General features: G+C 63.4%; 22 protein-coding genes. 14 read left to right on the top strand and 8 right to left on the bottom strand.

Annotated features, from left to right (window positions below):
• Positions 1-25: 25 nt before the first annotated feature.
• The gene (locus AB7Z56_RS11545; protein WP_231142813.1) at positions 26-1,651 is read left to right on the top strand and encodes a dipeptide ABC transporter ATP-binding protein; all 1,626 of its coding nucleotides are present in this window, start codon (positions 26-28) and stop codon (positions 1,649-1,651) included.
• 33 nt (positions 1,652-1,684) lie between these two features.
• Positions 1,685-2,914, top strand: coding sequence for a Gfo/Idh/MocA family protein (locus AB7Z56_RS11540; protein WP_028149204.1), 1,230 nt, complete (start codon positions 1,685-1,687; stop codon positions 2,912-2,914).
• 92 nt (positions 2,915-3,006) lie between these two features.
• Here AB7Z56_RS11540 and AB7Z56_RS11535 read toward each other — a convergent pair whose 3' ends face one another.
• From AB7Z56_RS11535 to madL, 4 genes are all read right to left on the bottom strand, one after another.
• The gene (locus AB7Z56_RS11535; protein ID WP_283017298.1) at positions 3,007-4,155 is read right to left on the bottom strand and encodes an ABC transporter substrate-binding protein; all 1,149 of its coding nucleotides are present in this window, start codon (positions 4,153-4,155) and stop codon (positions 3,007-3,009) included.
• A gap of 466 nt (positions 4,156-4,621) precedes the next feature.
• Positions 4,622-5,308 carry a GntR family transcriptional regulator gene (locus AB7Z56_RS11530; protein WP_085402438.1) on the bottom strand — a complete coding sequence of 229 codons (687 nt, stop codon included), beginning with the start codon at positions 5,306-5,308 and terminating at the stop codon, positions 4,622-4,624.
• A complete protein-coding gene (gene madM, locus AB7Z56_RS11525) occupies positions 5,309-6,073 on the bottom strand; it encodes a malonate transporter subunit MadM (RefSeq protein ID WP_063981840.1) in 765 nt (254 codons plus the stop codon). It abuts the gene before it with no gap.
• Positions 6,070-6,510: a malonate transporter subunit MadL gene (gene madL, locus AB7Z56_RS11520; protein ID WP_028149209.1), complete on the bottom strand. Its 441-nt coding sequence runs from the start codon at positions 6,508-6,510 to the stop codon at positions 6,070-6,072. The genes madM and madL overlap by 4 nt, the downstream gene beginning before the upstream one ends.
• Positions 6,511-6,703: 193 nt before the next feature.
• Here madL and mdcA point away from each other — a divergent pair, with 193 nt between their 5' ends.
• The 7 genes from mdcA to AB7Z56_RS11485 are packed head-to-tail and all read left to right on the top strand — an operon-like array spanning position 6,704 to position 12,736.
• On the top strand, positions 6,704-8,350 hold the full coding sequence (mdcA, locus tag AB7Z56_RS11515) for a malonate decarboxylase subunit alpha (RefSeq protein WP_283017299.1): 1,647 nt from the start codon (positions 6,704-6,706) through the stop codon (positions 8,348-8,350).
• 10 nt (positions 8,351-8,360) lie between these two features.
• Positions 8,361-8,678: a malonate decarboxylase acyl carrier protein gene (mdcC, locus tag AB7Z56_RS11510; protein ID WP_071911406.1), complete on the top strand. Its 318-nt coding sequence runs from the start codon at positions 8,361-8,363 to the stop codon at positions 8,676-8,678.
• On the top strand, positions 8,675-9,589 hold the full coding sequence (locus tag AB7Z56_RS11505; RefSeq protein ID WP_283017300.1) for a biotin-independent malonate decarboxylase subunit beta: 915 nt from the start codon (positions 8,675-8,677) through the stop codon (positions 9,587-9,589). Before mdcC ends, AB7Z56_RS11505 begins: the two co-directional genes overlap by 4 nt.
• A complete protein-coding gene (gene mdcE / locus AB7Z56_RS11500) occupies positions 9,576-10,316 on the top strand; it encodes a biotin-independent malonate decarboxylase subunit gamma (protein WP_283017301.1) in 741 nt (246 codons plus the stop codon). Before AB7Z56_RS11505 ends, mdcE begins: the two co-directional genes overlap by 14 nt.
• Positions 10,309-10,956 carry a malonate decarboxylase holo-[acyl-carrier-protein] synthase gene (mdcG, locus tag AB7Z56_RS11495; RefSeq protein WP_283017302.1) on the top strand — a complete coding sequence of 216 codons (648 nt, stop codon included), beginning with the start codon at positions 10,309-10,311 and terminating at the stop codon, positions 10,954-10,956. Before mdcE ends, mdcG begins: the two co-directional genes overlap by 8 nt.
• Positions 10,953-11,816, top strand: coding sequence for a triphosphoribosyl-dephospho-CoA synthase MdcB (gene mdcB / locus AB7Z56_RS11490; RefSeq protein WP_283017303.1), 864 nt, complete (start codon positions 10,953-10,955; stop codon positions 11,814-11,816). The genes mdcG and mdcB overlap by 4 nt, the downstream gene beginning before the upstream one ends.
• Entirely contained in the window at positions 11,816-12,736 is a 921-nt protein-coding gene (locus tag AB7Z56_RS11485; protein WP_354098183.1) for an acyltransferase domain-containing protein, read from the top strand. Before mdcB ends, AB7Z56_RS11485 begins: the two co-directional genes overlap by 1 nt.
• Here AB7Z56_RS11485 and AB7Z56_RS11480 read toward each other — a convergent pair.
• Entirely contained in the window at positions 12,676-13,701 is a 1,026-nt protein-coding gene (locus tag AB7Z56_RS11480; RefSeq protein ID WP_283017305.1) for a hypothetical protein, read from the bottom strand. The two genes, AB7Z56_RS11485 and AB7Z56_RS11480, sit on opposite strands and share 61 nt — an antisense overlap.
• Before the next feature lie 348 nt (positions 13,702-14,049).
• On the opposite strand from AB7Z56_RS11480, the gene AB7Z56_RS11475 reads away from it, so the two are divergent.
• From AB7Z56_RS11475 to AB7Z56_RS11460, 4 genes are all read left to right on the top strand, one after another.
• Positions 14,050-15,486 (top strand): hypothetical protein, encoded by a 1,437-nt coding sequence (locus tag AB7Z56_RS11475; RefSeq protein WP_283017306.1) that lies wholly within the window; start codon positions 14,050-14,052, stop codon positions 15,484-15,486.
• 253 nt (positions 15,487-15,739) lie between these two features.
• Entirely contained in the window at positions 15,740-16,195 is a 456-nt protein-coding gene (locus tag AB7Z56_RS11470) for a hypothetical protein (RefSeq protein WP_224580842.1), read from the top strand.
• 141 nt (positions 16,196-16,336) lie between these two features.
• The gene (locus AB7Z56_RS11465) at positions 16,337-18,073 is read left to right on the top strand and encodes a type I secretion system permease/ATPase (RefSeq protein WP_283017307.1); all 1,737 of its coding nucleotides are present in this window, start codon (positions 16,337-16,339) and stop codon (positions 18,071-18,073) included.
• Positions 18,070-19,542: an HlyD family type I secretion periplasmic adaptor subunit gene (locus AB7Z56_RS11460; RefSeq protein ID WP_063981831.1), complete on the top strand. Its 1,473-nt coding sequence runs from the start codon at positions 18,070-18,072 to the stop codon at positions 19,540-19,542. Before AB7Z56_RS11465 ends, AB7Z56_RS11460 begins: the two co-directional genes overlap by 4 nt.
• Positions 19,543-19,597: 55 nt before the next feature.
• Here AB7Z56_RS11460 and AB7Z56_RS11455 read toward each other — a convergent pair whose 3' ends face one another.
• From AB7Z56_RS11455 to AB7Z56_RS11445, 3 genes are all read right to left on the bottom strand, one after another.
• Positions 19,598-20,380, bottom strand: a complete 783-nt coding sequence (locus AB7Z56_RS11455) for a helix-turn-helix transcriptional regulator (protein ID WP_063986186.1) — start codon at positions 20,378-20,380, stop codon at positions 19,598-19,600.
• 1,096 nt (positions 20,381-21,476) lie between these two features.
• On the bottom strand, positions 21,477-22,037 hold the full coding sequence (locus tag AB7Z56_RS11450; RefSeq protein WP_063981830.1) for a hypothetical protein: 561 nt from the start codon (positions 22,035-22,037) through the stop codon (positions 21,477-21,479).
• Positions 22,038-22,301: 264 nt separating this feature from the next.
• A complete protein-coding gene (locus AB7Z56_RS11445; protein ID WP_085402427.1) occupies positions 22,302-24,083 on the bottom strand; it encodes a caspase family protein in 1,782 nt (593 codons plus the stop codon).
• A 211-nt stretch (positions 24,084-24,294) separates the two neighbouring features.
• Here AB7Z56_RS11445 and AB7Z56_RS11440 point away from each other — a divergent pair, with 211 nt between their 5' ends.
• A complete protein-coding gene (locus tag AB7Z56_RS11440; protein WP_085402426.1) occupies positions 24,295-25,065 on the top strand; it encodes a methyltransferase family protein in 771 nt (256 codons plus the stop codon).
• Positions 25,066-25,256 lie beyond the last annotated feature (191 nt).

Below are 25,256 nucleotides of genomic sequence, written 5' to 3'. Positions count from 1 at the left end.
AAGACGTGATGTCGGATCGGGCAGCATGAGCGAGACAACGGAGGCGATCCTGTCGATCGAGCGGCTGACGCTGGCGCTGCCCGCCGGCGGAGATCGCGCCTCTGCCGTCGAGGACGTTTCGCTTGCCCTGTATCCGCGGCAAATCCTCTGCGTCGTCGGTGAATCCGGCTCCGGTAAATCGGTCTGCGCCTCTGCCGTAATGGGCCTGCTGCCCAGGGCTATTCGCCCGGTTGCAGGGGCCATACACTTTGAGGGACGCGATTTGCTGAACCTCCCCGCAGCAGAATGGCGGACGTTGCGCGGGCGACGCATTGCGATGATCTTCCAGGAACCGATGACAGCGCTCAATCCTGTGATCAGGATCGGCGACCAGATCATGGAAGCGTTCGAGGCGCACGGACAATTCACGCCAACTGAGCGGCAAACCCACTTGCGCGCCCTCCTCGAAGAGGTAGGCATGCGCGACCTCGAGCGGATCATCCATAGCTACCCGCATCAGTTGTCGGGTGGCCAGCGTCAGCGTGCCATGATCGCAATGGCCCTTGCGCTCGAACCATCGATCCTGGTCGCGGACGAACCAACCACGGCACTCGACGTCACGACACAGGCACAGATCCTTCGATTGATCCGGGACATTCAGCAGCGGCGCGGCATGGCGGTGCTGTTCATCACCCATGATTTCGGCGTCGTCGCCGACATCGCGGACCGCGTCGCGGTCATGGAGAAGGGTCGCGTCGTCGAACAGGGATCCGTGGAGGACGTGCTCGAACGCCCGCAGCATCCCTATACGCGCCGGCTGCTCGCCGCGGTGCCCGGCGGGACCCCGCCGGTCCGGGCCCGGGTCCAGGACGAACCGATCGCCTGCGCCGCGACCGGACTTGCGAAGATCTATCGTGGCAGCGACTGGTTCAGCTCGCAGACCGAGGTCGCAGCCGTAAAGAATGTGACCTTCGAAATCCGGCGCGGCGAGACGCTCGGCCTCGTCGGAGAGTCCGGCTCGGGCAAGAGCACGATCGGTCGGCTGGTGATGCGTCTCACCGACGCCGATGCGGGCGTGGTCCGTATCGGCGAACTCGATTTCTCCAAGGCTCGCGGTGCCCGCCTGCGGGCCGCCCGCAAGCATGTCCAAATGGTGTTCCAGGATCCCTTCGCCTCGCTCAATCCACGCCGCCGCGTCGGGCGAATTATCGCCGACGGGCCGATCGCGCACGGCGTCCCGCCGGCGCAGGCCTTCGCGCGTGCCGAGGAACTGCTGGCGCTCGTGGGTCTCGACCCGAGCGCCGCGCGACGCTTTCCGCATGAATTCTCCGGAGGGCAACGCCAGCGGATCGGAATTGCGCGCGCGCTGGCGCTCGACCCGGAGGTGCTGGTGGCCGACGAACCGGTGTCAGCGCTCGACGTCTCTGTCCAGGCGCAGGTGCTCACCTTGCTCGAGACATTGAAGGCGCGGCTGCGGCTGGCAGTGCTGTTCATCACCCACGATCTCAACGTCGCGGCCCAGGTCTGCGATAGGATCGCAGTGATGCGCCTCGGAGAAATCGTCGAGATCAGGCCGACGGTAGATCTGCTGGAACGGCCGGAGCATCCCTACACGCAGGCACTGCTGGCCGCGATCCCGGGCAGGCAACGCAGAACGTCCACGTCGGTCTGAACCACCACATTTTCATTGAAGGAGGTCTCTGACATGCAGAAGCTCACGGAACTTCCAATGCTGCGCATCGGCCTTGTCGGCAGCGGCTTCATTGCCGCGTTCCATCTGCAGTCCATGCTCGGCGTGCGCAACGTCAGCGTCGGCGGCGTCTACAGCCGTTCCGCCGAACGGCGGACGCGCATTGCCGACAAGGCGCGCAATCTTGGCCTTGGGCCGGCGCATGTGTTTGACAGCATCGAGGCGATGGCAATGTCCGGCGAGGTCGATGCGCTTTGGCTGCTGACGCCGAACGACAGCCGTCTCGACATCATGCGCGAGATCCACCGCGTGACCAAGGCCGGGGCTCCCCTGCGCGCCATTGCTTGCGAAAAGCCGCTCGCCCGCACGCTTGCCGAAGCACGGGAAATGCGCAGGCTCGTCGAAGATGCAGGCCTGCTTCACGGTTATCTGGAGAACCAGCTTTTCTCGACCGCGGTGATGCGCGGCAAGGACATCATCTGGCGCCGAGCCGTACCCGGAAGTGGACGCCCCTATCTCGCGCGTGCCGCCGAGGAGCATTCAGGACCGCACGAGCCATGGTTCTGGCAAGGCGACAAGCAAGGAGGGGGCGTGCTCTCCGACATGATGTGCCATTCAGTCGAGGTCGCACGCTTCATGCTGACCGCGCCCGGCGCAAAGCGCGACTCCTTACGGCTGGTCAGCGCCAGCGCCACGACGGCCAATCTCAAATGGACGCGCCCCCACTACGCTGCCGACCTCAAGAGGCGAATGGGTGTCGATTTCACCAAACGTCCGGTCGAAGATTTTGCGCGCGGGATACTTACGATGGAAGATACCGACGGGCATCAATTGATGATCGAGGCGACAACCTCATGGGCATATGTCGGTGCCGGCTTGCGCATCCAGCTTGAATTGCTTGGTCCCGAATATTCGATGGAGTTCTCCTCGCTCTCGACTGGCCTCAAGGTCTTCCTCTCCCGCGCGATCAGCGGATCAGAGGGCGAGGATCTCGTCGAGAAGCAGAATTCCGAGCAAGGTCTGATGCCGGTGGTCGAGGACGAAGCCGGCATCTACGGCTACACCGACGAGAACCGCCATATGGTGGAGGCATTCAGGCGAGGCATGAGTCCGGCAGAAACCTTCGATGACGGGGTCGGCGTCATGGAAATGCTTATGGGGCTCTATCGCTCCGCGGAGCTTGGCCGGACGATCCATTTCCCCGATCCCGAACTCGAACACTATGTTCCTCTCGTGGCTCGCTGACGGCATGAAGCCTTGTCCTTCAGGCCGAGGAGTCGAGATCACCGACGAGAAGCTCGGCTTCAACATCGTGTCTTCCCGAGGATGGCGCGCTGCTATTTCGCCAAGCGGAACTTCCCACCCTCGACCTTGATCAAAAAGGCTGAGCGTTCATCATAGCCGTTGTGGTCGGTCTTGCTCATGTTCGATAGCCCGTTGTTGAGATAGACGTTCTCCCCGCGCTCGAGTTCGTCCCGCAGAGCTGCACGAAACTCGGGCGTGCCCGGCTTCGTCGTCTTCAGCGCGTTCGGAGCAGCTTTCCCGATCAGCGCGACGACATCCCAGAGGTGAGCCGCGAACATATTGGGCTTCTGACCGTTCACCGCCTCATAGGCGGTCACGAACTGCTCCGTGGCGTGACGGAACGGATCTCCTGCCGGAAGATCGGCCGCAATGGTAAAGGCCTCACCGGCGAAAATAGCGCCTTCGACGGTCGCGCCTCCGAGCTTGATGAACTCCTCGCTGGCCACGCCATGCGTCTGAAAGATCTTTCCGGTGTATCCGCGCTCACGGAGCGCCTGTTGCGGCAGGACCGCCGGGGTACCAGCAGAAGCAATGAAGACGGCGTCAGGATTCGTCGACATCACCTTCAACGCCTGGCCGGTGACGCTGGTATCCGCACGCGCGTAGACTTCATGTGTGGTCACCGTCAGACCCAAGGTCGGCGCAAGGCGGCTCACCTCCTTATAGTAACCTTCGCCATACCCATCCGAAACACCGATAAATCCAAGCGCCTTCGCGCCGGATTTCGCGATGTATTTCAGAATGGCGCTCGCCATCAGGTCATCGTTGGGGACGACCTTGAAGGCCCAGGCCCGTTTGTCGTCCAGCGGCTGAACGATGGCGGTGGCGGCCGCAAGCGATAGCAGCGGCGTCTTCGACTCCAGCGCGACGTCGAGCATCGGCATGGTCACCGGCGTCAGAGAAGACCCGACCAGCACGTCGACCTTGTCCTGGATCACGAGCCGGCGCGCGTTCTGGATCCCTTTGGTGGAATCAGACTCGTCGTCCAGGATGATGTAGGTCACCTTCTCTCCGCCGATCTCTTTTGGCAGAGCTGCGACAGTCTTGAGCTGGGGTTGCCCCAACGCAGATCCCGGGCCGGTGGCCGAAATCACAATTCCGACTTTAATTTCCGCATGCGCCGCGTATCCATAAAGTACGCAGGCCACAACAAGACAAACTCGCGTAAAACCGATAGTCATGTAGCTCCTCCCTGTCCGCCCCGGTGCTTCGGCCAGTTGCATCGGACCCGCGGGGCAGCATCAAGGACCCGGAGGAGATCGTCCGATGTTCGAGCCCTGTCCCGGGGTTACGAGCAACCAGGCGAGCGACCCTAAGCGGATCGCAGGGCTGTGTCTGTCCCTATGCCTAGGGACAAGGACCCGCGTATCAAGCCAGGCGCTGGCCCAAGCCGCAGGAGTACGGTTCATTGCGTATGTTTTGCTTCGGACTATTGGCCTAACAGCTTCCTGATACCTGCCAAACCGGCACGCAGGAACGGATCTGAGTGGATGTAGAAATATTTGACGCCGCGCTCAAGCCAGCTCGGCGCGATGCGAGCGCGGCGCGCCTCGATCAGGCAGAATGGGGATGCGACCTTACCAATAGTCCATGCCTGCGGCCGCCGGATGCGGTCAAACTATCGGCCCGATCGTGCGATCGGGCTACTCAGCCGAGGCGATCATCGATGTAGCGCCTGAGCGCGGACGCGGCATTCAGCATATGCGCACGCATTCGGCGGGCTGCGGTCTCTCCGTCACCTTCCGCGATCGCCTGCATGATGGCGTCATGCTCGTCGCGGGACTTGCGAATGCGATCGCCCTGCCGCAATTGGGTGCGGCGGAAGGCGCTGAGCCGCGAACGCACGTCCTGCGCCTGCTCGGCGAGAAATGAGTTGTGCGTTGCGCGGTAGATGCATTCGTGGAATTCGCGGTTGAACGCGTCATAGGCATCGACATCGTTGGCCTCGACCATCTTGAGCGAGGCGTCATGAAGCTCGATCAGATGGCTGCGCTCGAGCGGCGTCATGCGGTAGGTCGCGAGCCTGACGCACATGGCTTCCACCTCGGCGCTGGTCTCGAACATGTCCATGATGCGCTCCGGCGTCATGCGCGCAACGACGAGGCCGCGGCGGCCGCGCACCTCGACGAGGCCGCTGACCACGAGCTGGCGAAGCGCCTCCCGCACCGGCGTGCGGGAAGCTCCAAAACGATCGGCAAGCTGCTGCTCTTCCAGGGCCGAACCGGCGACGAGCGCACCTGAGGCAATCTCGTCCGTAAGCGCATTCCGGATGCGATCGGAGAGCAGCCCGCCATCGTCCTCCGCGTCGACCGCGACCTTCAATACTTCTGCCATTCAGCCTCCCGTGATCGCGCGCACCGCGAAGTAAAGGATCGAGGGCGCGACCAGGCATCCGAGCCCGGTGTGGAATGTCGCCGTCAGCGCACCGTAGGGCACCAGACGTCGGTCCGTCGCCGCCAACCCTCCAGACACGCCGCTGACCGTTCCCATCAAGCCGCCAAACACCATCGCGCTACGCGGATTGTTCAGGCCGATCATCTTCGCCACAAAGGGCGTGCCGATCATGACGATCACTGCCTTGAATACACCGGTCGCAATCGAGAGCGCAATAACCGGTGAGGATGCGCCGATCGCCGCACCCGTGACCGGGCCCACGATGTAGGTGACCGCACCGGCGCCGATCGTCGTCAACGATTCCGCGTCAGTGTAGCCAAACGCCGCGGCGACGAACACGCCGAGAATGAACGGCACCACCGTTCCCAGTCCGAGTGCGACCGCACCGATCACCCCGGCCTTGCGCGCATGGACGACATCGACCTCGAAGGCGGTGGCGACGATGGCGAAATCGCGCAGCATCGCTCCGCCCATCAGGCCGATCCCGGCCAGGGCCGGCAGGTCGGCCACGCCCTTCTCGCCGCCGGTGGAGATGCCTCCCCAAAAGGCCAGCGCAAGGCCCAGCATGATCGCAATCGCCGAGGCGTGAATGCGCCCGAAGGTGAGATATTTCGAGATCGCTCCGGAGATCCACATCAGGATTCCGACGACCGCGAACGCAGTGATCAGCGCATTGGCGGCGAGAATGTGAGACATCATGATCATCCGATCCTCCCGGACTTGAAGTGGGGCACAGGTGCAGCGAGCGCCTCGGCCTCTCGCGCCTCGATCTCGTCCATGGTCTCGACACGACCGCTGAACCGGCCGATCAGGGCCACCATCGCGAAACACACCGCGACCGCGCCGATCCCCGCAATGACGACGATCGGACCGCCTTTTGCCGCGGCGACCACATTCTGCTGCGCGGCCATGGCGACCACGATCGGAATGTAGAAGCTGCCCCAGAACTCGACGCCGGTCTTGAGCCCGTGGCTGAGTATGCCGTGCCGCACCAGCCAGAGCCGGGCCGCGATCAAGAACATCATGGCGATGCCCACGCCGCCGACATTGGCCTTCACGCCGAGGGCGACGCCGAGCAGGTCCCCCAGCAGGCCCCCTAAGAGGGTGCAGATCGCGAGCAGCGCTACGCCGGAAATGGTCACGGGCGCCTCCCCTCGGCGAGCAAGGCACGATCCCCAGGACGTGGACTATCTGCATGCATTCGCATCGCAAATTCCCTCCTGTGTATGCGAATATCCATCACTTATGGGTTAATGTATACATTAATTGACAAAGGTAGGCAATACGCATACATTGGGGCAATCGAAAGCCAACCCCGCATGCCAAGGAGCCGAAATGAGCGATTGGGGTATTCAAAAGGCCGCCCTGGCGGAGCGCCTGGCGGCCGGCGGCCAGCACGCGAAGGGCAAGATGGTGCCCATTGCCAACCTGCCTGCATTCCTGAGGGCGGTGATCCGGTCAGGGGACCGGGTGTGCCTGGAGGGCGATAATCAGAAGCAGGCCGACATCCTCGCCTCGGCGCTCGCGAACCTCGACCCCCAGGATGTCCATGACCTGCACATGGTGCAGTCGGGGGTGGTCCTGCCCGCCCACCTCGACATCTTCGACAAGGGAATCGCGCGGCGCCTCGACTTCTCCTATTCGGGCCCGCAATCGGCCCGCATCGCGCGCATGCTGTTCGGCCGCAGGATCGAGCTCGGGGCCGTGCACACATACCTCGAGCTGTTCGCCCGGTATTTCATCGATCTCACGCCGAACGTCGCACTCATCGCGGCGGTGAGCGCCGACAAGGACGGCAATCTCTATACGGGGCCGAACACCGAAGACACGCCGACGGTGGTCGAGGCGACGAGCTACAAGAACGGTCTCGTCGTGGCGCAGGTCACCGAAATCGTCGACAAGGTGCCGCGCGTCGATATTCCCGGCGACCTCGTGCATTTCGTGGTCGAGGCCGGCCGCCCCTTCTATGTCGAGCCGCTCTTCACCCGCGACCCGGCTGCGATCACCGAGACCCAGATCCTGACCGCAATGCTCGCGATCAAGGGCATCTACGCACCCTACGGCGTGCGCCGGCTCAACCATGGCATCGGCTTCAACACCGCCGCGATCGAGCTGCTGCTGCCGACTTATGGCGAGAGGCTCGGCCTCAAGGGCAAGATCTGCACCCATTTCGCGCTCAATCCGCATCCCACGATCATTCCGGCGATCGAATCCGGCTGGGTCGACCAGATCCACTGTTTCGGCTCGGAAGTCGGCATGGAGGATTACGTCGCGGCGCGTTCCGACGTCTTCTTCACCGGGCCCGACGGCTCGCTGCGATCGAACCGCGCCTTCTGCCAGACGGCGGGCCTCTATGCCTGCGACATGTTCATCGGATCGACGCTCCAGATCGACCTCGAGGGCCACAGCTCGACGGTGACGACCAGCCGCATCGCCGGCTTCGGCGGCGCGCCCAACATGGGCTCCGATCCGCGCGGCCGGCGCCACCCGAGCGAACCCTGGCTCAAGGCCGGCGCCGAAGCCGATCCCGACTCCAACGCGGCGCTGCGCCGCGGCCGCAAGCTGGTGGTGCAGATCGGCGAGACCTTCGGCGAGCGCAATGCGCCGCTGTTCGTCGAGCGGCTCGATGCGCTCGATCTGGCACGCGAGCTCAAGCTCGATCTCGCGCCGGTCATGGTCTACTCGGACGACGTCACCCACATCGTCACCGAGGAAGGCATCGCCAACCTCTTGATGTGCCGTAGCAAGGACGAGCGCGAGCAGGCGATCCGCGGCGTTGCCGGCTACACCGACATCGGACGCGCGCGTGATGCGAAGCTGGTCGAACAGCTCAGGCAGCGCGGCGTGATCCAGCGCCCCGAGGATCTCGGCATCGATCCGCTCGACGCCGACCGGCGCCTGCTGGCGGCCCGCTCGATCAAGGACCTCATGCTGGCCTCCGGCGGTCTCTACCGCCCGCCCAGCCGCTTCCGCAATTGGTGAGGAGTTTTGCATGGAAAAGCTCAGCTTCAGACTGACGGCCCCGAGATGCGCCGGCGGCACCCGCACCCAGGCGATCGTCGGCGTCGTCGCCTCCGGCAATCTCGAAGTCCTACTGGAACGCGTCTCGCCGGCAGATGTCTGCACCATCGACATCGCAACGGCCGCTCATGGCTTCGGCATGGTCTGGGACGCCGTGGTCCGCGACTTCGTCGCGCGCCGCTCTGCCGGGGGCTTACGCATCTCCATCAATGACGGCGGCGCGAGGCCTGACACAGTGGCGCTGCGCCTTGCGCAAGGCGTCCGCAAGATCGAGGAGCCGGAACGATGACAGCGACCACAGCCGACAATGCCTCGCTGAGCTGGTACGAGGCCAGCGCCCGCCAGCGCATCGACACGCTCGTCGACGCCGGCAGCTTTGCCGAACTCATTGGCCCCGAGCTGCGCGAGATGAGCCCGCATCTGGCAATCTTCGACCTGCCGGAACAGTTCGACGACGGCATCGTCGTCGGGCGCGGCCGCCTGGACGGCGCGCCCGTGCTCGTCGCGGCGCAGGAGGGACGCTTCATGGGCGGTGCCTTCGGCGAGGTCCATGGCGCCAAGCTCACGGGCCTCTTGGGCGCCGCGCGTGCGCTTCATCACGACGTACTGATCCTGTTCGACACCGGCGGCGTGCGGCTTCAGGAAGCCAATGCGGGCGAGCTCGCCATCGCCGAGATCATGCGCGAGATCATCGAGGCACGGCGCGCCGGCGTCAACGTCGTCGGGCTGATCGGCGGACGCGCCGGATGCTACGGCGGCGGTAGCCTGATCGCCGGCACCTGCTCGCGCCTGATCGTATCCGAACAGGGGCGGATCAGCGTCAGCGGCCCCGAAGTGATCGAGACCAACAAGGGTATCGAGGAATTCGACTCGCGCGATCGCGCGCTGGTGTGGCGCACGATGGGTGGCAAGCATCGCTACCTCATCGGCGGCGCTGATGCGTTCGTCGACGACGAGGCGCAGGCGTTTCGTCAGGCGGCGGTCGACGCGCTCAAAGCCAACAGGCGATGCGACGTGGCGGTGCTCGAAGCCGAGCAGACGCGCCTCGAGCGGCGATTGCAGCGTTTCGGCGAGGCCGAGGACGCCGTCGAGATCTGGCAGACGCTTAGCATCGACCAGCCGACCCAGATCCCCGCACTTCCGACCGGCGCATTTCTTCGCGCGGCAAGCAACAGGGAGAACGCCGATGACGCTCGATGACATCCTGGCCAGTCTCTTTCCAAACGGCAGCAAGATCGCAACCACGGGCGCGATGATCGCGGGACAGGCGATTCTGCCCGATGGAGGTCCCATCCACGTGCTCGGCATCACGCAGGGTCAGCCGCTCGGCGTCGACGAGGCGATCGTGCTCGCAGGGCGCGTGATCGAGATCGTCAAATCCGGCGATCGCGCGCCGATCCTGGTCCTGGTGGATTCCGCCAGCCAGCGCATGAGCAAGCGCGACGAGCTGCTGGGGCTCAGCGAGTACCTGTCGCATCTTGCCAAGGCCCTGCTGCTGGCGGAAGCCGAAGGACATCGTACCGTCGGCCTGCTCTATGGCGGCAGCGCGGCCGGTGCGTTCATCGCCACCGCGCTCGCCACCGCTACGCTGGTGGCGCTGCCCGGTGCGCATCCCGCGGTGATGGACCTGCCGTCGATGGCGCGGGTCACCAAGCTGCCGATCGATGTGCTGAAGGCCAAGGCGGAAGCGACGCCGGTGTTCGCGCCCGGCCTCGACAACATGGTGCAGACCGGCGGCATTCACGCCGTCTGGGATGAAAATGCGCCTTTGGCGCCGCAGCTTGCGGCCGTGCTGCAACGGCCGCAGGGAGAGGACGATCGCGCGCGGCTCGGCGCCGAGCGTGGCGGCCGGCGGAAGGCGGCCGAGATCGCCGACCGGGTTGTCACACTCGCGGCAGCCGCGCATCAGGAGGCGCCACATGGCTGAAGCCCTCCAGCGCCATACGATGGTGACGGCCTCGGCCACCGGCTGGGCCGCCGCGATGAGCCGAAATCCCGCGCTCGCCAGCGAGCCGATTATCAAGGGCTGGGCGCGCGCCGGCCGCCCGCTCGTGGTTCGCAGGCCGGCCTGCAACGATCCCGCAGGCATGATTCCGCTCGGAATGCCGCTGCCGCCGAGCCACGGCAAGCGGCGTATCGCCGTCGCGCTCGCCCCCGGCGAACTCATCACGCATGCTCCGCCGCCATTGCTGGCGGATGCGGCAACATCGGCGCCCGCGTCGTGGCGCCAGACCATCGACCTGCTCGTCCGCCTTCTGCCGGAGACGCGCACATTCGGCAGTCTGGCCTGGCAGCATCTCACCGGCCTGCCCTATCTGTCCGATGGATCGGACCTCGACCTGCTCTGGCCGCTGTCGTCGGCGAGGCACGCGAACACCCTACCGTCCGACATCGCGCGGATCGCAGAGACGGCGCCGATGCGGCTCGACGGCGAGATCGTCTATCACGCCGGCGGCGTGCAATGGCGCGAGCTGACCGGCGCTAACGAGGACGAAGTCCTCGTCAAGGGCGCGGCCGGCGTTCATGTCACCACGCGTGCGGCGTTTCTCGCGGGTGGCGCGTCATGAATGTCGCGCTGAGATGGCAAGCGCCGCCGCAACGCGCGCTCCGCGCGGAGCAGCTCGGTCATCTCGCATCGCTGTGCCTGAAGCTCGAAGTAGAGACCTATCCGAAGCCGGGGCTCGTCAGCCACGTCGACAACGGCGCGCATCGCGATATGGACGCCGGGCTCCTGTGCCGAAGTGCCGACACGCTGGCTCCGTTCTTCCACGACCTCGCAGCCGCGGGCGCCGAGGGCGCCGGCATGGACCGGTTGCGCGCGATCGGGGTTGCGGCGGAGCGCGCGATGTTGGCGGCGACCTCAGGTGTGAACACGCATCGCGGCGCGATCTTCGGACTGGGTCTGCTCTGCGCCGCGGCCGGGTATCGCGGCGCTCTCGGCATTCGCAAGCCGCTCGGCGAATTGGTGTCGCAACGTTGGGGCGACGCCATCTACGCAGGCCCGATATCCCTGCGCAGCCACGGCGCCGTGGCGTCACGTCGCTACGGCGCCGGCGGCGCCAGGGCGGAAGCGGCTTGTGGCTTCCCCTCCGTCTATGACATCGCCCTTCCCGCGCTGCATGCGGCGCGGACGATCGCGCCTCGGGATGAGGAGGCGGTTCGGGTTCAGACCTGCATGGCGCTGATCGCAGATGTTGCCGACACCAATCTGTTGCACAGGGGCGGAGTTGACGGATTGCGCTTCGCGCAGGCCAGCGCATCCGCGTTCCTTGCCGCGGGCGGAATCGGTTGCCCAGGCTGGCGCAAACACGCCGACGGCATTCACCAGGCGTTCGTCGCGCGCAATCTCAGTCCGGGCGGATCGGCAGATCTGCTCGCCATGGCTCTGTTTGTGGACGCTCTCTTCGTTGATCGGCTGGCCCCCTGATGCTTGCACTGCTCTGCGGCGGACAAGGCACCCTGTCGGACAATATCTTCGATCTCGTCGCCGATCGGCCTGCTGCGGAATCGGTCTTCGCCGCTGCGACCGCTTGTCTCGGCGAAGATCCGCGGAAGTTCATAAGGACGCGCCGCGCGGACGAGCTGTCCGCCAACCATGTCAGCCAGATCCTAACCGTCACATCGGCGCTCGCGATCCACGCCTGTATCGCGGACTTGCTGACTGAGGGCACCGCTGTCACGGGCTACAGCGTCGGCGAGATGGCGGCCTGGAGCGTTGCGGGAATATGGACCGCCGCCGAAGCGTTGCGACTGACCGATATCCGCGCCCGATTGATGGACGGCGTGGCGGGGCCGGATGGGCGGCTCGGCTATGTCCGCGGGCTCGAACGAGCCACGCTCGAACACCTGCTCGAGACGCACCGCTGCGAGATCGCAATCAGGAATCCCGGCCTTCTTGTCGTGGTTGGAGGCGCGGAGTGCGATGTCATCGCCCTCTGTCAGGAGGCGACGACACAGGGCGCCGCCCGCGCCGGTCTTCTCGCCGTCAAAATCGCCTCGCATACGACGCGTCTCGAACCGGCCTGCACGCCCTTGCAGCAAGCGCTTGCGACCAGCAGACGCGCTCCTGTCGCAGACCATCGAACCCTCCTCGCAGGGGATGGCGGCGAGCGCATCTTCTCCGTGACCGATGCGACAGCAAAGCTCGCATGCCAGATCGCGCGCCCGATCGACTGGGCGGCGACGCTGGAGGCTCTCGTAGAGCTCGGGGTCGATCAAGTCCTGGACCTCGGTCCAGGACACGCGCTTGCCGAGATGACGCAAGGCTTCCATCGATCGATCCGCTGCTACGCCGCCGACGGATTTCGCACGATCGATGGTCTGCGAAACTGGGTTGTTTCCGAATAGGCAGGGCGCCCGGCGGCTCGCGATTGAGCGAACGCATGAAATTTCTCGAGAGAACTCGCCCTCGACAAGAGAAGCCTCCAGATACTCACCGCGATCGGTGCTGAAAGCTGTGGTGTTGAGCGACGCCAGGCATTGCCCCATAAGCCCTGTTGGGCCCAAACCAGGGAGCCGCGCCGCCAGGGAGCTCGAGGCCCATTCTGCCTGCTGGCGTCAACTCGCCGCTGGCAAGCGAATAATAGCTGGGGCAGCAGCGCGGCCCACCGAATGGTTAGACTCGCGCTCAAGACGGAGACAAGCCCCAAAGCCATCAGCAGCATGCCAAGCCAGGTCCAAACCCGTCCGTCATCGCCCGCCTCTGCGGCGGAAAAGGCGAGCGGCGCCGCCGAGGCGGCAACCACGTCACTGGCGGCTGGCGCCGCCGCAAGGAGTGCCTCCACGTCGACCTGGCGCGGCGTGAACTCGTCGGCCGTGAGCGGGTCGCGTTTGGAAAGGGGGGCCGGCGACGCGCGGGTTGCGATCCCGGTGGCGAGGACGGGATTGGCATCAACCACCTGCGCGGGCACGGACGGGCTCGGCCGGGACGTATCCGCAGGTGCGGAGCGCGGCAGCTCCGCGCGCGCATCCACCACCGTCTTCCGCTTGCGCGCCGCGGTCTGGTTCTCTTCGGCCGCGGCGACACGATGTTTGGTGGCGCGTTGCTGAACCGGCTTCTTCGCCCTCTCAGTTCCTTCGGCGATCTGGAACCAGCATCTGCGCTGGCCTTCCACCCGATAGACCCAGTGCTGGCCATCGGCGGTCGACTTGCCGGGCCGCGTCAAGCACTCTGCTTCCGCGGAAGCGGGCGCAGGGGCTGTGGCGGGACCGGCATTGAAGAGTTCGGAAAGAGGCGTCGAAAACGCGGATGATGTCGAGAGACCTGCAATAAGCGTAAAAGCGGCGCAATAAACTCGCAAATGACCGGACATGGAAAACCCCGGTGTTGCGCCCCTGCCCGGACGGGAGCGTTGGCCGTGACCTAGGTCGCAATGCGACTTAAATCCGGCAACGCCGTGGATTCATTTTGGCCGCAGGCGATCTGGCCGTCAGCTCGATTGTCCATTTTCGCCATCCTCTCAAGGTCGCACTTTCAAGCATCGGCCCACGCAAAGTTGCAAAGGCTGTTTACCCGAACGGATGTAGCCGATGTTACGGGTGCCAGACGAAGCGCTATATCCGAACTGACGACTGGGCATTCGACCTTCCCGGGATGACAGTCTGTCCGGAGTGCAGAACCCGTCCGATCGCGCGGAGCGATTGCGATGAGGGAGGCTACGATGGATTTTTCGCGGATGTCGGATGGAATCCGGCTGCATCACGCCTCCCATCGCCACGATGGGTACGATGGTGACGACGAAGCGGGTCCGGCACCGAGCGCACCGTTCCTGACTGACGCGGTTGGCGGTGGCGCCCTGGTCCATGGTCCCCGCCCGTTTGCAGGTCAATTTGCAGATTCTGGAGCGCACCCCGCGAGCGCGAACACCCAGCACAATGACTCCGACCCGATTCAATCCAAACATCCCACGTCGGTGGGCGACACGGGCGGCCACGTCGGCAACCACGCTGCGGCGGGCCTGGATGTTTCGTCCAACACGCCCGCTTCCGGCGCATCACATCCCGGGATGGGCATTGCTGCGGTCGAGAGCGGAGCCAACACGGCCGGAAACGGCGGAGATGGCTACTTCTACGGAAGCATCATTCACGCGTCCCTGTTGATCTATCAACCGATCAACATCTCGGTGAGCTTGGGATACGGCTCGGTCGCCCTGGCCAACCAGTCCAACAATTTGAATGTCGATCAATCCGCTTTTCAGATGGCCGGCGTCGGCGGCCATGGCGGCAATGACAACATTGCATCAGGCGGCAGCGTCAGTACGTCCTTAGGCGCCGGCCTGATCGCGAGCGGCGACAACGGCGCCGGAAACGGCGGCAGCGGCTATTTCTCGGGTGCGATCGTGGACGCTCCCGTGGTGATCTATCATCCGATCAATATTGCGGTGGCAGCCTCGAGCGGCACTGCGCATGCAAGTCAATCGAACACGGTGGACATCGATCAATCGGCTATTCAGATCGCGGGCGTCGGCGGAAGTGGCGGACATGGCAACGTAGCCGTCGGCGGCAGCGTCATGACGCTCGACCCCGGCTGGGGATCAAGCAACGGAGGCGGCGTCTTTGGCGTTCAAACGGGCGGAAGCCAGGCCGGCAATGGCGGCGACGGCGTGTTCTACGGTGAACTCGTCCATACCTCGTTTGTAGTGTACAACCCGATCAACATCGCAATCGCGGGCTATGGCTCCAGCACTTACGCGGTCCAGATAAATGATGTCTCCGTGGATCAATCCGCGGTTCAGATCGCTGGCATTGGCGGGCACGGCGGCAACGACAACGCCGCAGCGGGCGGCCATGCAAGCCTTCTCTCCCATAATCTGTGGGGCGGCTCCGATACGATCGCGACCGGTTCGAACAGCGCAGGCAATGGCGGCAACGGCTATTTTGCCGGCAGTCTGATCGACGTCAGCGTCGCGATCTATGCACCCATCAACATCGCAATCGCAGGTCCCCATTCGACGGCCGTAGCCGATCAGGTCAACAACGTGCACATCGACCAGAGTGCGGTCCAGATCGCCGGCGTTGGCGGGGACGGCGGCCACGGCAATCTCGCACTGGGTGGCGATGCCGCGCATCTCTTGTCGGATCTTCACCTGGTGGCATAGCGAAACGTCGCATCGCTCGCATAGCCGATCGCATCGCGGCACGCGCCGTCGCCACTCTTCGCATGCAAAGCCCGCGCAGAGGCGCCTCTCCTGACGAAATGTCGTACTTTCGTACGTAGGCCCACCAAACCGGATGGTGTCCGATTTGACATCTATCGCCATCGCGCGTGGGCGGACCAGACTTGCCGCGCGCGTCCGCCTGATCGGGATGGATGTTGCACGACAGCCAACAAACCGACGGAGGCCTCAAATGATGCCAAAGGCAATCAACATCTCGGATACGATCAAAGTCAAATCGATCGACACCGGTGGTCAAAGTGCCGGAAATGGCGGCGACGGTACTTTCAAGGGAGCCATCATCAGCAAGCCGACTGTCAACTACGATCCGACCAACAAGGCGGAAGGTGCCGACGTGCACGTGAACACCGGCGATCACGTCAAACAGACGGCGGATTGGGATGCCGGCGGCGCAAACGCCAAGGCCTCGTATTTTTCGAAGGCCCATGGCGGAGACGCCGAGTCGAATGGAAGCCAAAAATCCTACAGCGGCTACGATACCTCCAAGGTCTACGCCAATACGGATGCCACCCAGATCAACAAGGTCATGGTGGACCAGCACCAGGAAGTTGTGGCCGGCATCGGCGGCGATGGCGGAGACGGCAACTTCGCATGGGGTGGCGGAGTGACCTTCCATCTCGATACGCTCTAACCAGCCGCTCGTCCGACTGGCAGGACCGGCGGCCGCGGCCGCCGGTCCTGGATTTCACGCCAATGATCTACCGATGCCGTTGCCGGATTGCGTTGGCCATCGGTCAAGCGCGCCGGACCTCGATTTCAGGCGGTGACGATCATGCTGATGCCGCCCATTCGGTTGCCTATCCTGCCGCAGATCGGGACGCCACTGCACGCGGCACTCCGGTCCTGCGCGGGACCGCTCGGTCTCGTATTCGCGTATAGCTGCAGCTACAACCTGCTCCTGTTTGCGCCCTCCATCTATCTTCTTCAGATCTACGACCGGGTGTTGTCGAGCCGGAGTGGCGACACCTTGCTCCTGCTCACGCTCATTGTCGCGATCACTGTGGTCGTCGGCGGCGTGTTCGATGCATTGCGGCGCGCCGTCCTGGGACGCCTTGGCGCCTGGCTCGACGATCGCCTTCGTCCTTGCGTGCTTTCGGCCGGCCTCGAATCGGCGCTTCGCAGCGATTGGACGCAAGCGTCGGGCGCGTATCGGGATCTCACGGTGCTGCGCCAGTTCGTCGAGTCCGGCGCATGTCCGATGCTGTTCGACGCGCTCTGGGCGCCCCTGTTCCTCCTTGTCCTCTTTCTGATCCATCCCCTGCTCGGCGTGGTGGGCGCCTGTTGCGTCGCCTTCCTGTTCGCGCTCACGGTTGCCGGAGAGCTGGTCACCGAAGACGTTCTGCTCAGATCCGGCGCCGCGCTGTCCAGAAGCTGCGGCCGCCTCCAGACTGCAGCGAGCAACATCCACATGATCCGCGCCATGGGAATGTTCGATAGCGCTGCGCGCATGATCCACCGTGACGCGCAGCACGCCCGCAGAGAGCACGATGTGGCACTCCGGCGAGGCGAGATCGTCTCGCTGGCCACCAAGCCGGTTCGCGCGCTGTCGCAGGTCTTGATCATGGGGGCTGCCGCATGGCTTGTCCTCGATCACGGGAAGAGTCCGGCCATCATCTTTGCTGCCACGCTGATGTTCAGCCGGGCGCTCGCGCCGGTCGAAAGTGCGGTCGCAGGCTGGAAATCACTCGTGACGGCCGTGAGCGCCTGTCAGCGGCTCGGCGCACTTCTCGCCGCATTCCCCGCCGCCCGGCAGCAGAGCGCGGAGGTTTCTCCGCTGCAGGCGCCAAGCGGCCTCGTCGTCGACAATGTCGGCGTGAGGCTTGCGGGGACCAGCCATCTTCTGCTGAACGGTGTCTCGTTCAGCCTCATGCCCGGAGAATGCCTTGGCATCATCGGTCCGTCCGGATCAGGCAAGTCCTTGCTCGGCCAGGTGATCGCCGGGCTGTCGATGCCAACGCATGGCCGTATCCTCCTCGACAATACCGACGTCTCGCTGCTTCGCGAGGGCCGAAGCGGCGACCGCCTCGGATATCTCCCCCAGGACATCAACCTGCTCGGCGACACGATCAACGACATCATCGCACGCCTTGAAGATGCCGACCGGCGGAAGGTCATCGAAGCGGCCAAGCTCGTCGGTATCCATGGGGCGATCATGGGCCTGCCGCTGGGGTACGACACGGTGGTTCAGAGCGAAGCAACCTTCTCGCGCGGGTATCGGCAGCGCCTCGGTCTCGCCCGCGCCTTTTTCGGCAGTCCACGCCTCGTCGTTCTCGACGAACCCAACGCCAGCCTCGACTATGGGGGCGAGCGAATGCTCCTGGATGCCATCGAGCGCATGAAGCTCGCAGGCGTCATCCTTGTCGTCGTCACCCACAGGATGGGTCTCCTCGCCGCCACGGACAAGATTGCCATCATGGAGGGCGGTGCGGTCGCCGCGTTCGGCGACAGCGAGGACATCTTTGAACGGCACCTGAGCCGACCCCAGGTTACTTCGCAGATAGCGCCATGATCTGGAACTCTCTCACCGTCTGGAAGCTTCCCGCCGTCTCGAGACTTCCCATGGTCTGGGACCAGCTCATGCGAGCGCCGGCGAGCCCGCTGCCCGCCCGGCGATCTGGCGTCGTGGTGACCGCAATCGACGATTTCGAGCCTCTGGAATTTCCATGGTGCTCGACGCCCACGCCGACCTCTCCGCGTGGAAGGCTTCGCGGTATCACCGTCGCGGGCAATCTGCTGGTGCTCTGCTTCATGCTGGGGCTTGGGACATGGGCGAGCCTCGCGCCGCTCGAGAGCGCCGCGATCGCGTCCGGCGTCGTGGAATCGGAATCGAGCCGCAAGACGATCCAGCATCTGGAAGGCGGTATCATCAGGAAGATCCTGGTTTCGGATGGCGATATCGTGCGCAGCGGCCAAACGCTGATCGAGCTGGACGACACCCGGGCCGGCTCGGAGATGCAAAGCCTCCAAGGCCAATTCTGGGATGCCGCTGCTCGTGCCGCACGGCTTCAAGCCGAGCAGCAGAGATTCGAGAGGATCGCAATCCCGGACGCGCTGGAACAGGACAGCAGGCAGAGCGAGGTGGCGGCCGCCGCGGTGTCGGCGCAGCAATTCATTTTTCAGGCACGCCTCCAGGTTCACGAGTCGCAGCTTGCGGTCATTCGCGAACGAAGGCGTCAAGTCGAGAAGGAGATCGAAGGTCTCAAGGCTCAGGAAACCGCCACCGGGCAACGGGTCGACATCGTTCGGGAGGAACTGGATATGGTCGCGACCCTCGTCAACAAGGGACTCGAACGGCGGCCACGGCTGCTGAACCTGCAGCGGGAGCTGGCCGACGTTGAGGGCCGCCGCGGCGAGATCGCCGCGCAGATTGCCCGCGCCGGGCAGGTCATCAGCGAACAGCAGGCCACCTTGTTCAAGCTCGAGAGCGAGAGGCAGAACGAGATCGCACAGTCGCTTCGTGAAGCACAGAACCAGATATTCCAACTCCGCGAGCGGTTGCTTGCGGCCAGAGATCAGCTATCGCGAACGGAGATCAAGGCGCCCGAGGACGGCGTGATAACCGATCTGCGGGTTCATACGGCCGGCGGCGTCATCGGAGCGGGCGCTCCGCTCATGGACCTGGTGCCCCGGCAAGACCGTCTCATCGTGACCGCGCGCCTGAGGCCCGAGGACATCGATGTGGTTCATCCCGGCCTCAATGCCGAGGTTCAACTCGTACCGTACAATCAGCGTCGCGTGCCTCGCCTGAAGGGAACCGTCGTGCACGTATCCGCAGACCGGCTGCTCGACAAGCGTACCGACCAGCCATACTACGCGACCAGGATCCGGATCGACGACGGACAGATCGTCGCGAACGACATCCAGATCGTCCCCGGCATGCCGGTTCAGGTGTTCATCACGACGGGGCGCGGCACCGTGGCTCTCTACGCGCTCAGGCCCCTGCTCGACAGCTTCCGTGGTGCATTCAGAGAGGACTGAAGCGCGATGAGATTGGGGTGAATCGTCATCGCGCCTTCCGGGTCCGGATCATGCATTAGGTCTCCGGCATGAGAGCCACGCCGGGGACGTGATCGCGACTCGGCGCGGGCAACCGGCCGCGCCAGCGGAGCACGGCCTCCGTGCGATTGTGCGCGGCACATTTCCTCATGATATGCTGAATGTGCATTTTGACCGTGCTTTCCGACAGGCCCAATTTGGCGGCGATCAGCTTGTTGGGCAGGCCGAGCTCCAGTTCCGCCAGAACCTGTTGCTCACGAGGCGTGAGATCGGTCACGCTCCTGTCGATAGCCACTCTGGCTCCCTCGTTCATCAGATATGCGGGCGCGAGCCCGCGCGCATCCGGCGGCTCGAAATCCGGTATCCTGTTCATCCCGGCCACAGGCAACGGCCTGTAGGCGCCGCCGACGAGAACAAGGCGCAGGCCGGCTATGGCGATCTCGATCGGTAGCGAGGTGGAAATAAAGCCGCGCACGCCCCGCTGCATCGCGGCCTGCACGGTCGGCTCGTCCTCGTGGTTTGACAGGACCACAGTGGCGGCGTTGGGACAACACTCCGCAACGAAGGCGAGATCATCCTCAACCGAGGGATCGCCGATGGGCTTGTCCGCGATACTCAGCATCACCAGACGAACATCGCGGGCTGACGTGCAGTCCAGGCCTTGGACCGATGCCATGTCAAGGATCTCAAGTTCGTCCAGCTCCCGCCTGAGGACGTGCAGAATGCATGTACGAGGCAACAGGAGCGGCTCGATGATCACCAGAACCGGCAAGTGAAGCGATTCATTGAGCCGTTTTGAAGCGTTGGTTATGTCGTGCATGATGTCCTCGAGATGAAAAGAACCTCCGCGATATTCCCATTCCGTATTGCGTCTCCCCTGCTCCTGCATTCAACCTGAATGCAGCATCACGAGAGCGGCGCAGTGCCGCCGCTAGTGCCAAATCCACTGCGGGGTCACCTGGCGCCTGGGTGGAAATTCTTTCCGCTCAAATCATTTCGACGCGCACCACGCCGTGGCGCAGTCGACGCATTCCCTCAATTGCAGATGTTTCGATACGCGGTTGACGCCGCCGACCCTGATTTGCCGTCGACGACATATGCTTCATCCTCCTTCACGAGATACAGGAACGGCCTCTCGCCAGTCTCGCCGCCTGACGCGCTTCTTCCTTTCACGCGGCCGCAAATCGTATCCACGGGGCGTCCAAACATGTTCTTTCGCATTGCGCGCTTCACGTCGCTGAGTTCGACCGTTTCCGGCCCCCTCATCTGCGTCGCGATCGCAACCTTCGCCTTGTCCAGAGCAGGGTCCGGCATTTCCGCGGGCCGTTCGGATGCCGGGACGCTGATGCTCGTCCGCGGGGACGCCGCTTTGGCAAGGTCGGTCGATCCGCGTTTCTTCGGAGATTTCGGAGATGATGTCTTGCCGGGCCTTGCCGGCGTTGCGGAACTCGATCTGACAGCCGCAGGCTCTTGCGCCAACGCCGTCGGCATTGGCTGCGCGGGTTGGGCGACAGCGAAACAGGGTCGTGACGCGCATCCGAGGAAGTACCCTCGGGAAGGCGCAAACCAGCCAAAGCCGATCAGGACTCCCGCCAGCACTCCGACAAAAAGCAGTCCCATCCGATTCCCCTCCTCCGGGAGCTCGGCTCGCACTCGTAACTAGGACTAATTCCGCGCTGGTGATCTATCTGTTGCGCAAAAGCATTAAGCGCCCATTAAGCGCGCGCCGTTGTCCGGCCCATGCCTGGATGGGCGGATTAGATCGGGCTCCAGACCCGTGCCGAAATGACCGCGCCGATTGCCACAATGTAGTCGTTTTTCTGAATTCGGCGGAGATCGCCACGCGAGGAGGACGTTCCCCCGCTTCGGACACGCGATCTGCAGGACGACGGCGACTTCGGCGGTCGGCCGACGACTTATCCGCCAAATCGCTTGATCAGCTTTGAGCCCTTGGCTGCATCGATCTGCTGGCCAGTCAAGTCGGAGCCGGCGCTCAATCCTTTCGTCATGAGGTTCTTGACGCGTTGCGCCGCCTGCTTCTCATTGGAATAGTCGATCTCGACATGATCGAGGCTCATCAGATGGCCAAGCTCGTGAGCCCAGGCGCGTCCATTGGCGTGGTCATTGCCATACCACTGGACGAAGCTTGCCGGCTCGGGTTCGCTATTGGGGTATGAACTTCCGCCGGCGGATAGATTTTCAATCGAATTGACGATGTAGATGTGGATGGCATTGTCCGGATCGTGCCGAGAGGCAAGAACACCCAGCAATCGCTGATCATTGCTGCGCGCGCTCTTTGCCATGTCGAGCGGCTTCTCCATCAAGCAATCGCTGATCACGAACGCGATCTTGGCCTTTGACCAGATCGTATTGACCACGTCGAGCGCCTTCTTGGCCGTGTCGCTGCTCCATTGCCCGGGCTCAACGACCCCCCTGTCGGCAAATGGCGTGATGTAAATCCTCAACGGAATGGGCATCAGCTTCTCCGAAGTCCGAAATTCCAATCGTGAGCGGTTTGTTTGACCCTTGTTAGCCACAACGGCGACTATGACTGAACGTGAATCGGGTCAGACGAGCATGTGCCCCTGGTGCGTGGGTCGGCCAATCCAGCTGGAAAATGTGTCGCGAAGACCCGGAAGTCTCCGCAAGGAAAGACTGGGGCCGGGCTTACGTTCAGAATGGCCGATGCAGACTCGAACGGCATGCTTGAACACGGCGCTACACGATATCGGCTGAAATCTTCAAGGCAGGAAGAACATGAATGGCATTCCGCCGCCTTCCGGCTTGTTGCTTGCGCTGGCCTCGGGTCTTGCGGGTCTTGCAGGAGCAGCCTCCCTCTCCCTTCGTTCAAGTCTTGCGGACGGGGCCTGACGGACCTTGCGCTTCTCGCATTCATCGTCGCCATTCAGAAAGTAACCCGCAGCGCAGGCAATCTTGACACAACGATCGCCGTCGCGCTTTAGGCCGGATCCGCAAATCAAAGGACAAACCCGCGCCGCCTTGAGCTTGATCGCATCGAGCGCATCGGCGCTCGCGGTCTTGGTATCGAACTTGGTGCCGGCGCTTTGATTGAACAGCTCAAGCGAGCGCCGCGACGCCGCATCCCACTCCCCACTGGCCGATCCCGTGAGGCAGCCGACCCGGCGCAATTCGCTTTGCACCGATTTTGCCAGCTCAGCTGGCGAAGGTGGCGGCACGGGAGCCTGTGGATTGGGGAGCGCTGCCACTTTTGTGTCCGTGTTTGCCTTCGCCTCTTGCGGCTGCCCTGTTGCTGATGGTGCGGCGTTCTTCGCGGCAGGTGCCGTTTCAGCCGCGACACGCCTTTGTTCGGCTTGAGCAGCCTGATGCTGCGCGGTTTCCTTGGCGGCCTCGGCGGCGGCCCGAGCTTCCTGCGCTGCCTTCAGATCCGACGCCGCCTTGGCAAGTTGCATCTGTTGTGCGCCCTCGTTGACGAGCCGCGCCTGCTCCTGCTCGGCCTGACGCGCCTTTTCGGCCGCAGCAACACGCTTCTCCTCCGCATCGATTTTGGCGAGCTGAAGCTTTGCGAGACTTGCGTAGTAACCATCCGGATACTGGACGATGAAGAAGTTCAGTGCATCCTTGTTGCCAACCTGCAGCGCGAGCTCGTAGTCGCGCCGTATTTCGGATCGCAGCGTTGGCGATGGAGCAGCTTCCTTCGCGGCCTCCTTGGCTGGTTCTCCGGCTGGTTCCCTGGTTGGCCCCTTGGCTGTTTCCTTGGCGGGCACCAGCGGCACGTCGTCGCCGCCAAGCGTGCCGTAAACATAGGGCTCCTGCCGATTGCCCGTTGCTTTCATGACGTCATCGCGAACGAAACCGAACACCCTGCGCAAATCCAGACCCGGAGTCCCGATATATTTGACCAATGCGGCAGCGTAGGGACTGTTCTTGCTGTTGCCGTCCGACGCTGTCGAGCCAGCCTTGGCGGCGAAGGCAACCAGAGTATTCGCCGTCGCCGGCTCAATTCGGGCAAGGCCCCGGCTGATGGACCGCGAGCCGACCGTCCGTTTCATCTTTTCGGAGAAAGGATTGTTGCGGCAAGCGTCGAGGATCACAAGTCGCAGCTGCCTTGCAGGTTCAATGGCCAGCATGACGCGATCGAGCGAAAACGCCTCATCGTACACATCCGTATCGCGCTCAAGGGTGGCGTCGACCGGGATCAGGTAGTTCGTACCTTCGATCTCCATACCATGACCGGCGTAGTAGATGACGGCCACATCTGCGTCGCGAGCCTGATCGGCAAAATCGCGCAGCGTGCGCCGCATCTCGATCGCCTGAAGATCCTGGCGGGTTTGCACAACGTCAAAACCTGCGTTCTTTAGTGTCGCCTCGACAATCGCAGCGTCATTGACGGGATTCGAAAGTGGCGCCGCGTTTTTGTAGGCAGAATTGCCAATGACAAGTGCGACGCGATTCCCCGCCCATGCCGGCTGACAGAAGAAGAGCAGCAGCACAGGAAGAAGGAACAAGATTCGGCGCAAATTCACGAATCCGTGCAAACCCATGGCAGTACTACTGTTTAATTATGCGCTTTATCATTCGTGTCGCCACGACAGGTTCGGTTCAATGACAACTCGACGATCCGGAAGGTCCGCGGAATGTGGAACCGCATGGGACTGGCTGGTGTGGCCGCGCCCGGAGATGTGGCCAGCCAATTGACCTCTCCAGAGGCCTGGCGTCTAGTGAGGCAGATTTTGAGCGAGCGAGATCACTGCTGTGACTGACGCGAAGGTCGGCCAGGAGGGGACAGCCAGGAACCGGATCGCCGGCGGCGTCAATCCCTGGCTGGACTGGACCTCCAGGGTGGCCATCGTGATCGTCTATGGCGGGTCTGCTCTCATTGGCGCCGCCAGCATCCATCGCCTTCCGTTGGGCAGCGTGGACAACTTGCTCATGATCGCAGCCAGTATTGCCAACGTCCTGTTCCTCGGACTCGTTGCACTGACAACCATCACCCGGCTGGTCCCGACAATGAAGTCGAAGGGCGTTGAGATGCGGGTCTCGGCCCTGCTGGGCGCATTTCCGACCGTCGCACTCGCTTTTCTTCCGAAGGCAGAGCTCGGCCCGATCTGGTCGGCTCTGTCGACGACGTTGATCCTGGTGGGGATCTCGCTTTCTATCGTGGTACTCCGCTGGTTGAACAAATCCTTCAGCATTCTACCGGAGGCGAGGCGCCTTGTGACGGAAGGGCCTTATCGAGTCGTCCGGCATCCCCTCTACCTATGTGAGGGGATTGCGTTGGTCGGTGTCACACTTCAGGTCCTTTCACCACTTGCCGTGCTCATCGCCATCGTGGTTGCGATGATTCAGTGCCGACGAATGATCAACGAAGAGCGGATTCTAAGACTGGCCTTCCCTGAATATGACGTCTATGCCGCGGCAACGCCTTTTCTGATCCCTGCAGGTCTGATCCCCGCGAGACTCGGGCGGCGAGCTCATCAGGCCGGACCGGAGCTCTCGACCAAGGCGATCGATCCGCACGCCTGACACCGCTCTTCACGTCTCCTCGATGTGCGGCTCAGCGGAACTCGAGTTCGAACCAAGCCGGAGGCCTTGTGCCGCGCTGCCACGAGCAGCCCCCAGAAAAATAACCGTTTTATATCAATATCTTATTTTGTGATCGCGCCCTCAGCAGAGCACTGGCGGGCGCCTATCATCCACATGAATCGGCGGACAGC

This window comes from Bradyrhizobium sp. 482_C4_N1_8 (genome assembly GCF_052075965.1).
In the GTDB taxonomy this organism is placed as follows: Bacteria; Pseudomonadota; Alphaproteobacteria; order Rhizobiales; family Xanthobacteraceae; genus Bradyrhizobium; species Bradyrhizobium barranii.
This window is presented reverse-complemented; position numbering and strand designations above follow the sequence as displayed.

Excerpts from the sequence above, each read along its gene's own strand:
- AB7Z56_RS11445 (WP_085402427.1), bottom strand. The coding sequence starts at position 24,083 with ATGGGTTTGCACGGATTCGTGAATTTGCGCCGAATCTTGTTCCTTCTT.
- AB7Z56_RS11455 (WP_063986186.1), bottom strand. The coding sequence starts at position 20,380 with ATGCACGACATAACCAACGCTTCAAAACGGCTCAATGAATCGCTTCAC.
- mdcA (WP_283017299.1), top strand. The coding sequence starts at position 6,704 with ATGAGCGATTGGGGTATTCAAAAGGCCGCCCTGGCGGAGCGCCTGGCG.
- AB7Z56_RS11530 (WP_085402438.1), bottom strand. The coding sequence starts at position 5,308 with ATGGCAGAAGTATTGAAGGTCGCGGTCGACGCGGAGGACGATGGCGGG.
- mdcB (WP_283017303.1), top strand. The coding sequence starts at position 10,953 with ATGAATGTCGCGCTGAGATGGCAAGCGCCGCCGCAACGCGCGCTCCGC.
- AB7Z56_RS11450 (WP_063981830.1), bottom strand. The coding sequence starts at position 22,037 with ATGCCCATTCCGTTGAGGATTTACATCACGCCATTTGCCGACAGGGGG.
- mdcE (WP_283017301.1), top strand. The coding sequence starts at position 9,576 with ATGACGCTCGATGACATCCTGGCCAGTCTCTTTCCAAACGGCAGCAAG.
- AB7Z56_RS11535 (WP_283017298.1), bottom strand. The coding sequence starts at position 4,155 with ATGACTATCGGTTTTACGCGAGTTTGTCTTGTTGTGGCCTGCGTACTT.
- AB7Z56_RS11505 (WP_283017300.1), top strand. The coding sequence starts at position 8,675 with ATGACAGCGACCACAGCCGACAATGCCTCGCTGAGCTGGTACGAGGCC.
- madM (WP_063981840.1), bottom strand. The coding sequence starts at position 6,073 with ATGATCATGATGTCTCACATTCTCGCCGCCAATGCGCTGATCACTGCG.
- AB7Z56_RS11480 (WP_283017305.1), bottom strand. The coding sequence starts at position 13,701 with ATGTCCGGTCATTTGCGAGTTTATTGCGCCGCTTTTACGCTTATTGCA.
- AB7Z56_RS11475 (WP_283017306.1), top strand. The coding sequence starts at position 14,050 with ATGGATTTTTCGCGGATGTCGGATGGAATCCGGCTGCATCACGCCTCC.
- mdcG (WP_283017302.1), top strand. The coding sequence starts at position 10,309 with ATGGCTGAAGCCCTCCAGCGCCATACGATGGTGACGGCCTCGGCCACC.
- AB7Z56_RS11485 (WP_354098183.1), top strand. The coding sequence starts at position 11,816 with ATGCTTGCACTGCTCTGCGGCGGACAAGGCACCCTGTCGGACAATATC.
- AB7Z56_RS11465 (WP_283017307.1), top strand. The coding sequence starts at position 16,337 with ATGCTGATGCCGCCCATTCGGTTGCCTATCCTGCCGCAGATCGGGACG.
- AB7Z56_RS11540 (WP_028149204.1), top strand. The coding sequence starts at position 1,685 with ATGCAGAAGCTCACGGAACTTCCAATGCTGCGCATCGGCCTTGTCGGC.
- AB7Z56_RS11460 (WP_063981831.1), top strand. The coding sequence starts at position 18,070 with ATGATCTGGAACTCTCTCACCGTCTGGAAGCTTCCCGCCGTCTCGAGA.
- mdcC (WP_071911406.1), top strand. The coding sequence starts at position 8,361 with ATGGAAAAGCTCAGCTTCAGACTGACGGCCCCGAGATGCGCCGGCGGC.
- AB7Z56_RS11470 (WP_224580842.1), top strand. The coding sequence starts at position 15,740 with ATGCCAAAGGCAATCAACATCTCGGATACGATCAAAGTCAAATCGATC.
- AB7Z56_RS11545 (WP_231142813.1), top strand. The coding sequence starts at position 26 with ATGAGCGAGACAACGGAGGCGATCCTGTCGATCGAGCGGCTGACGCTG.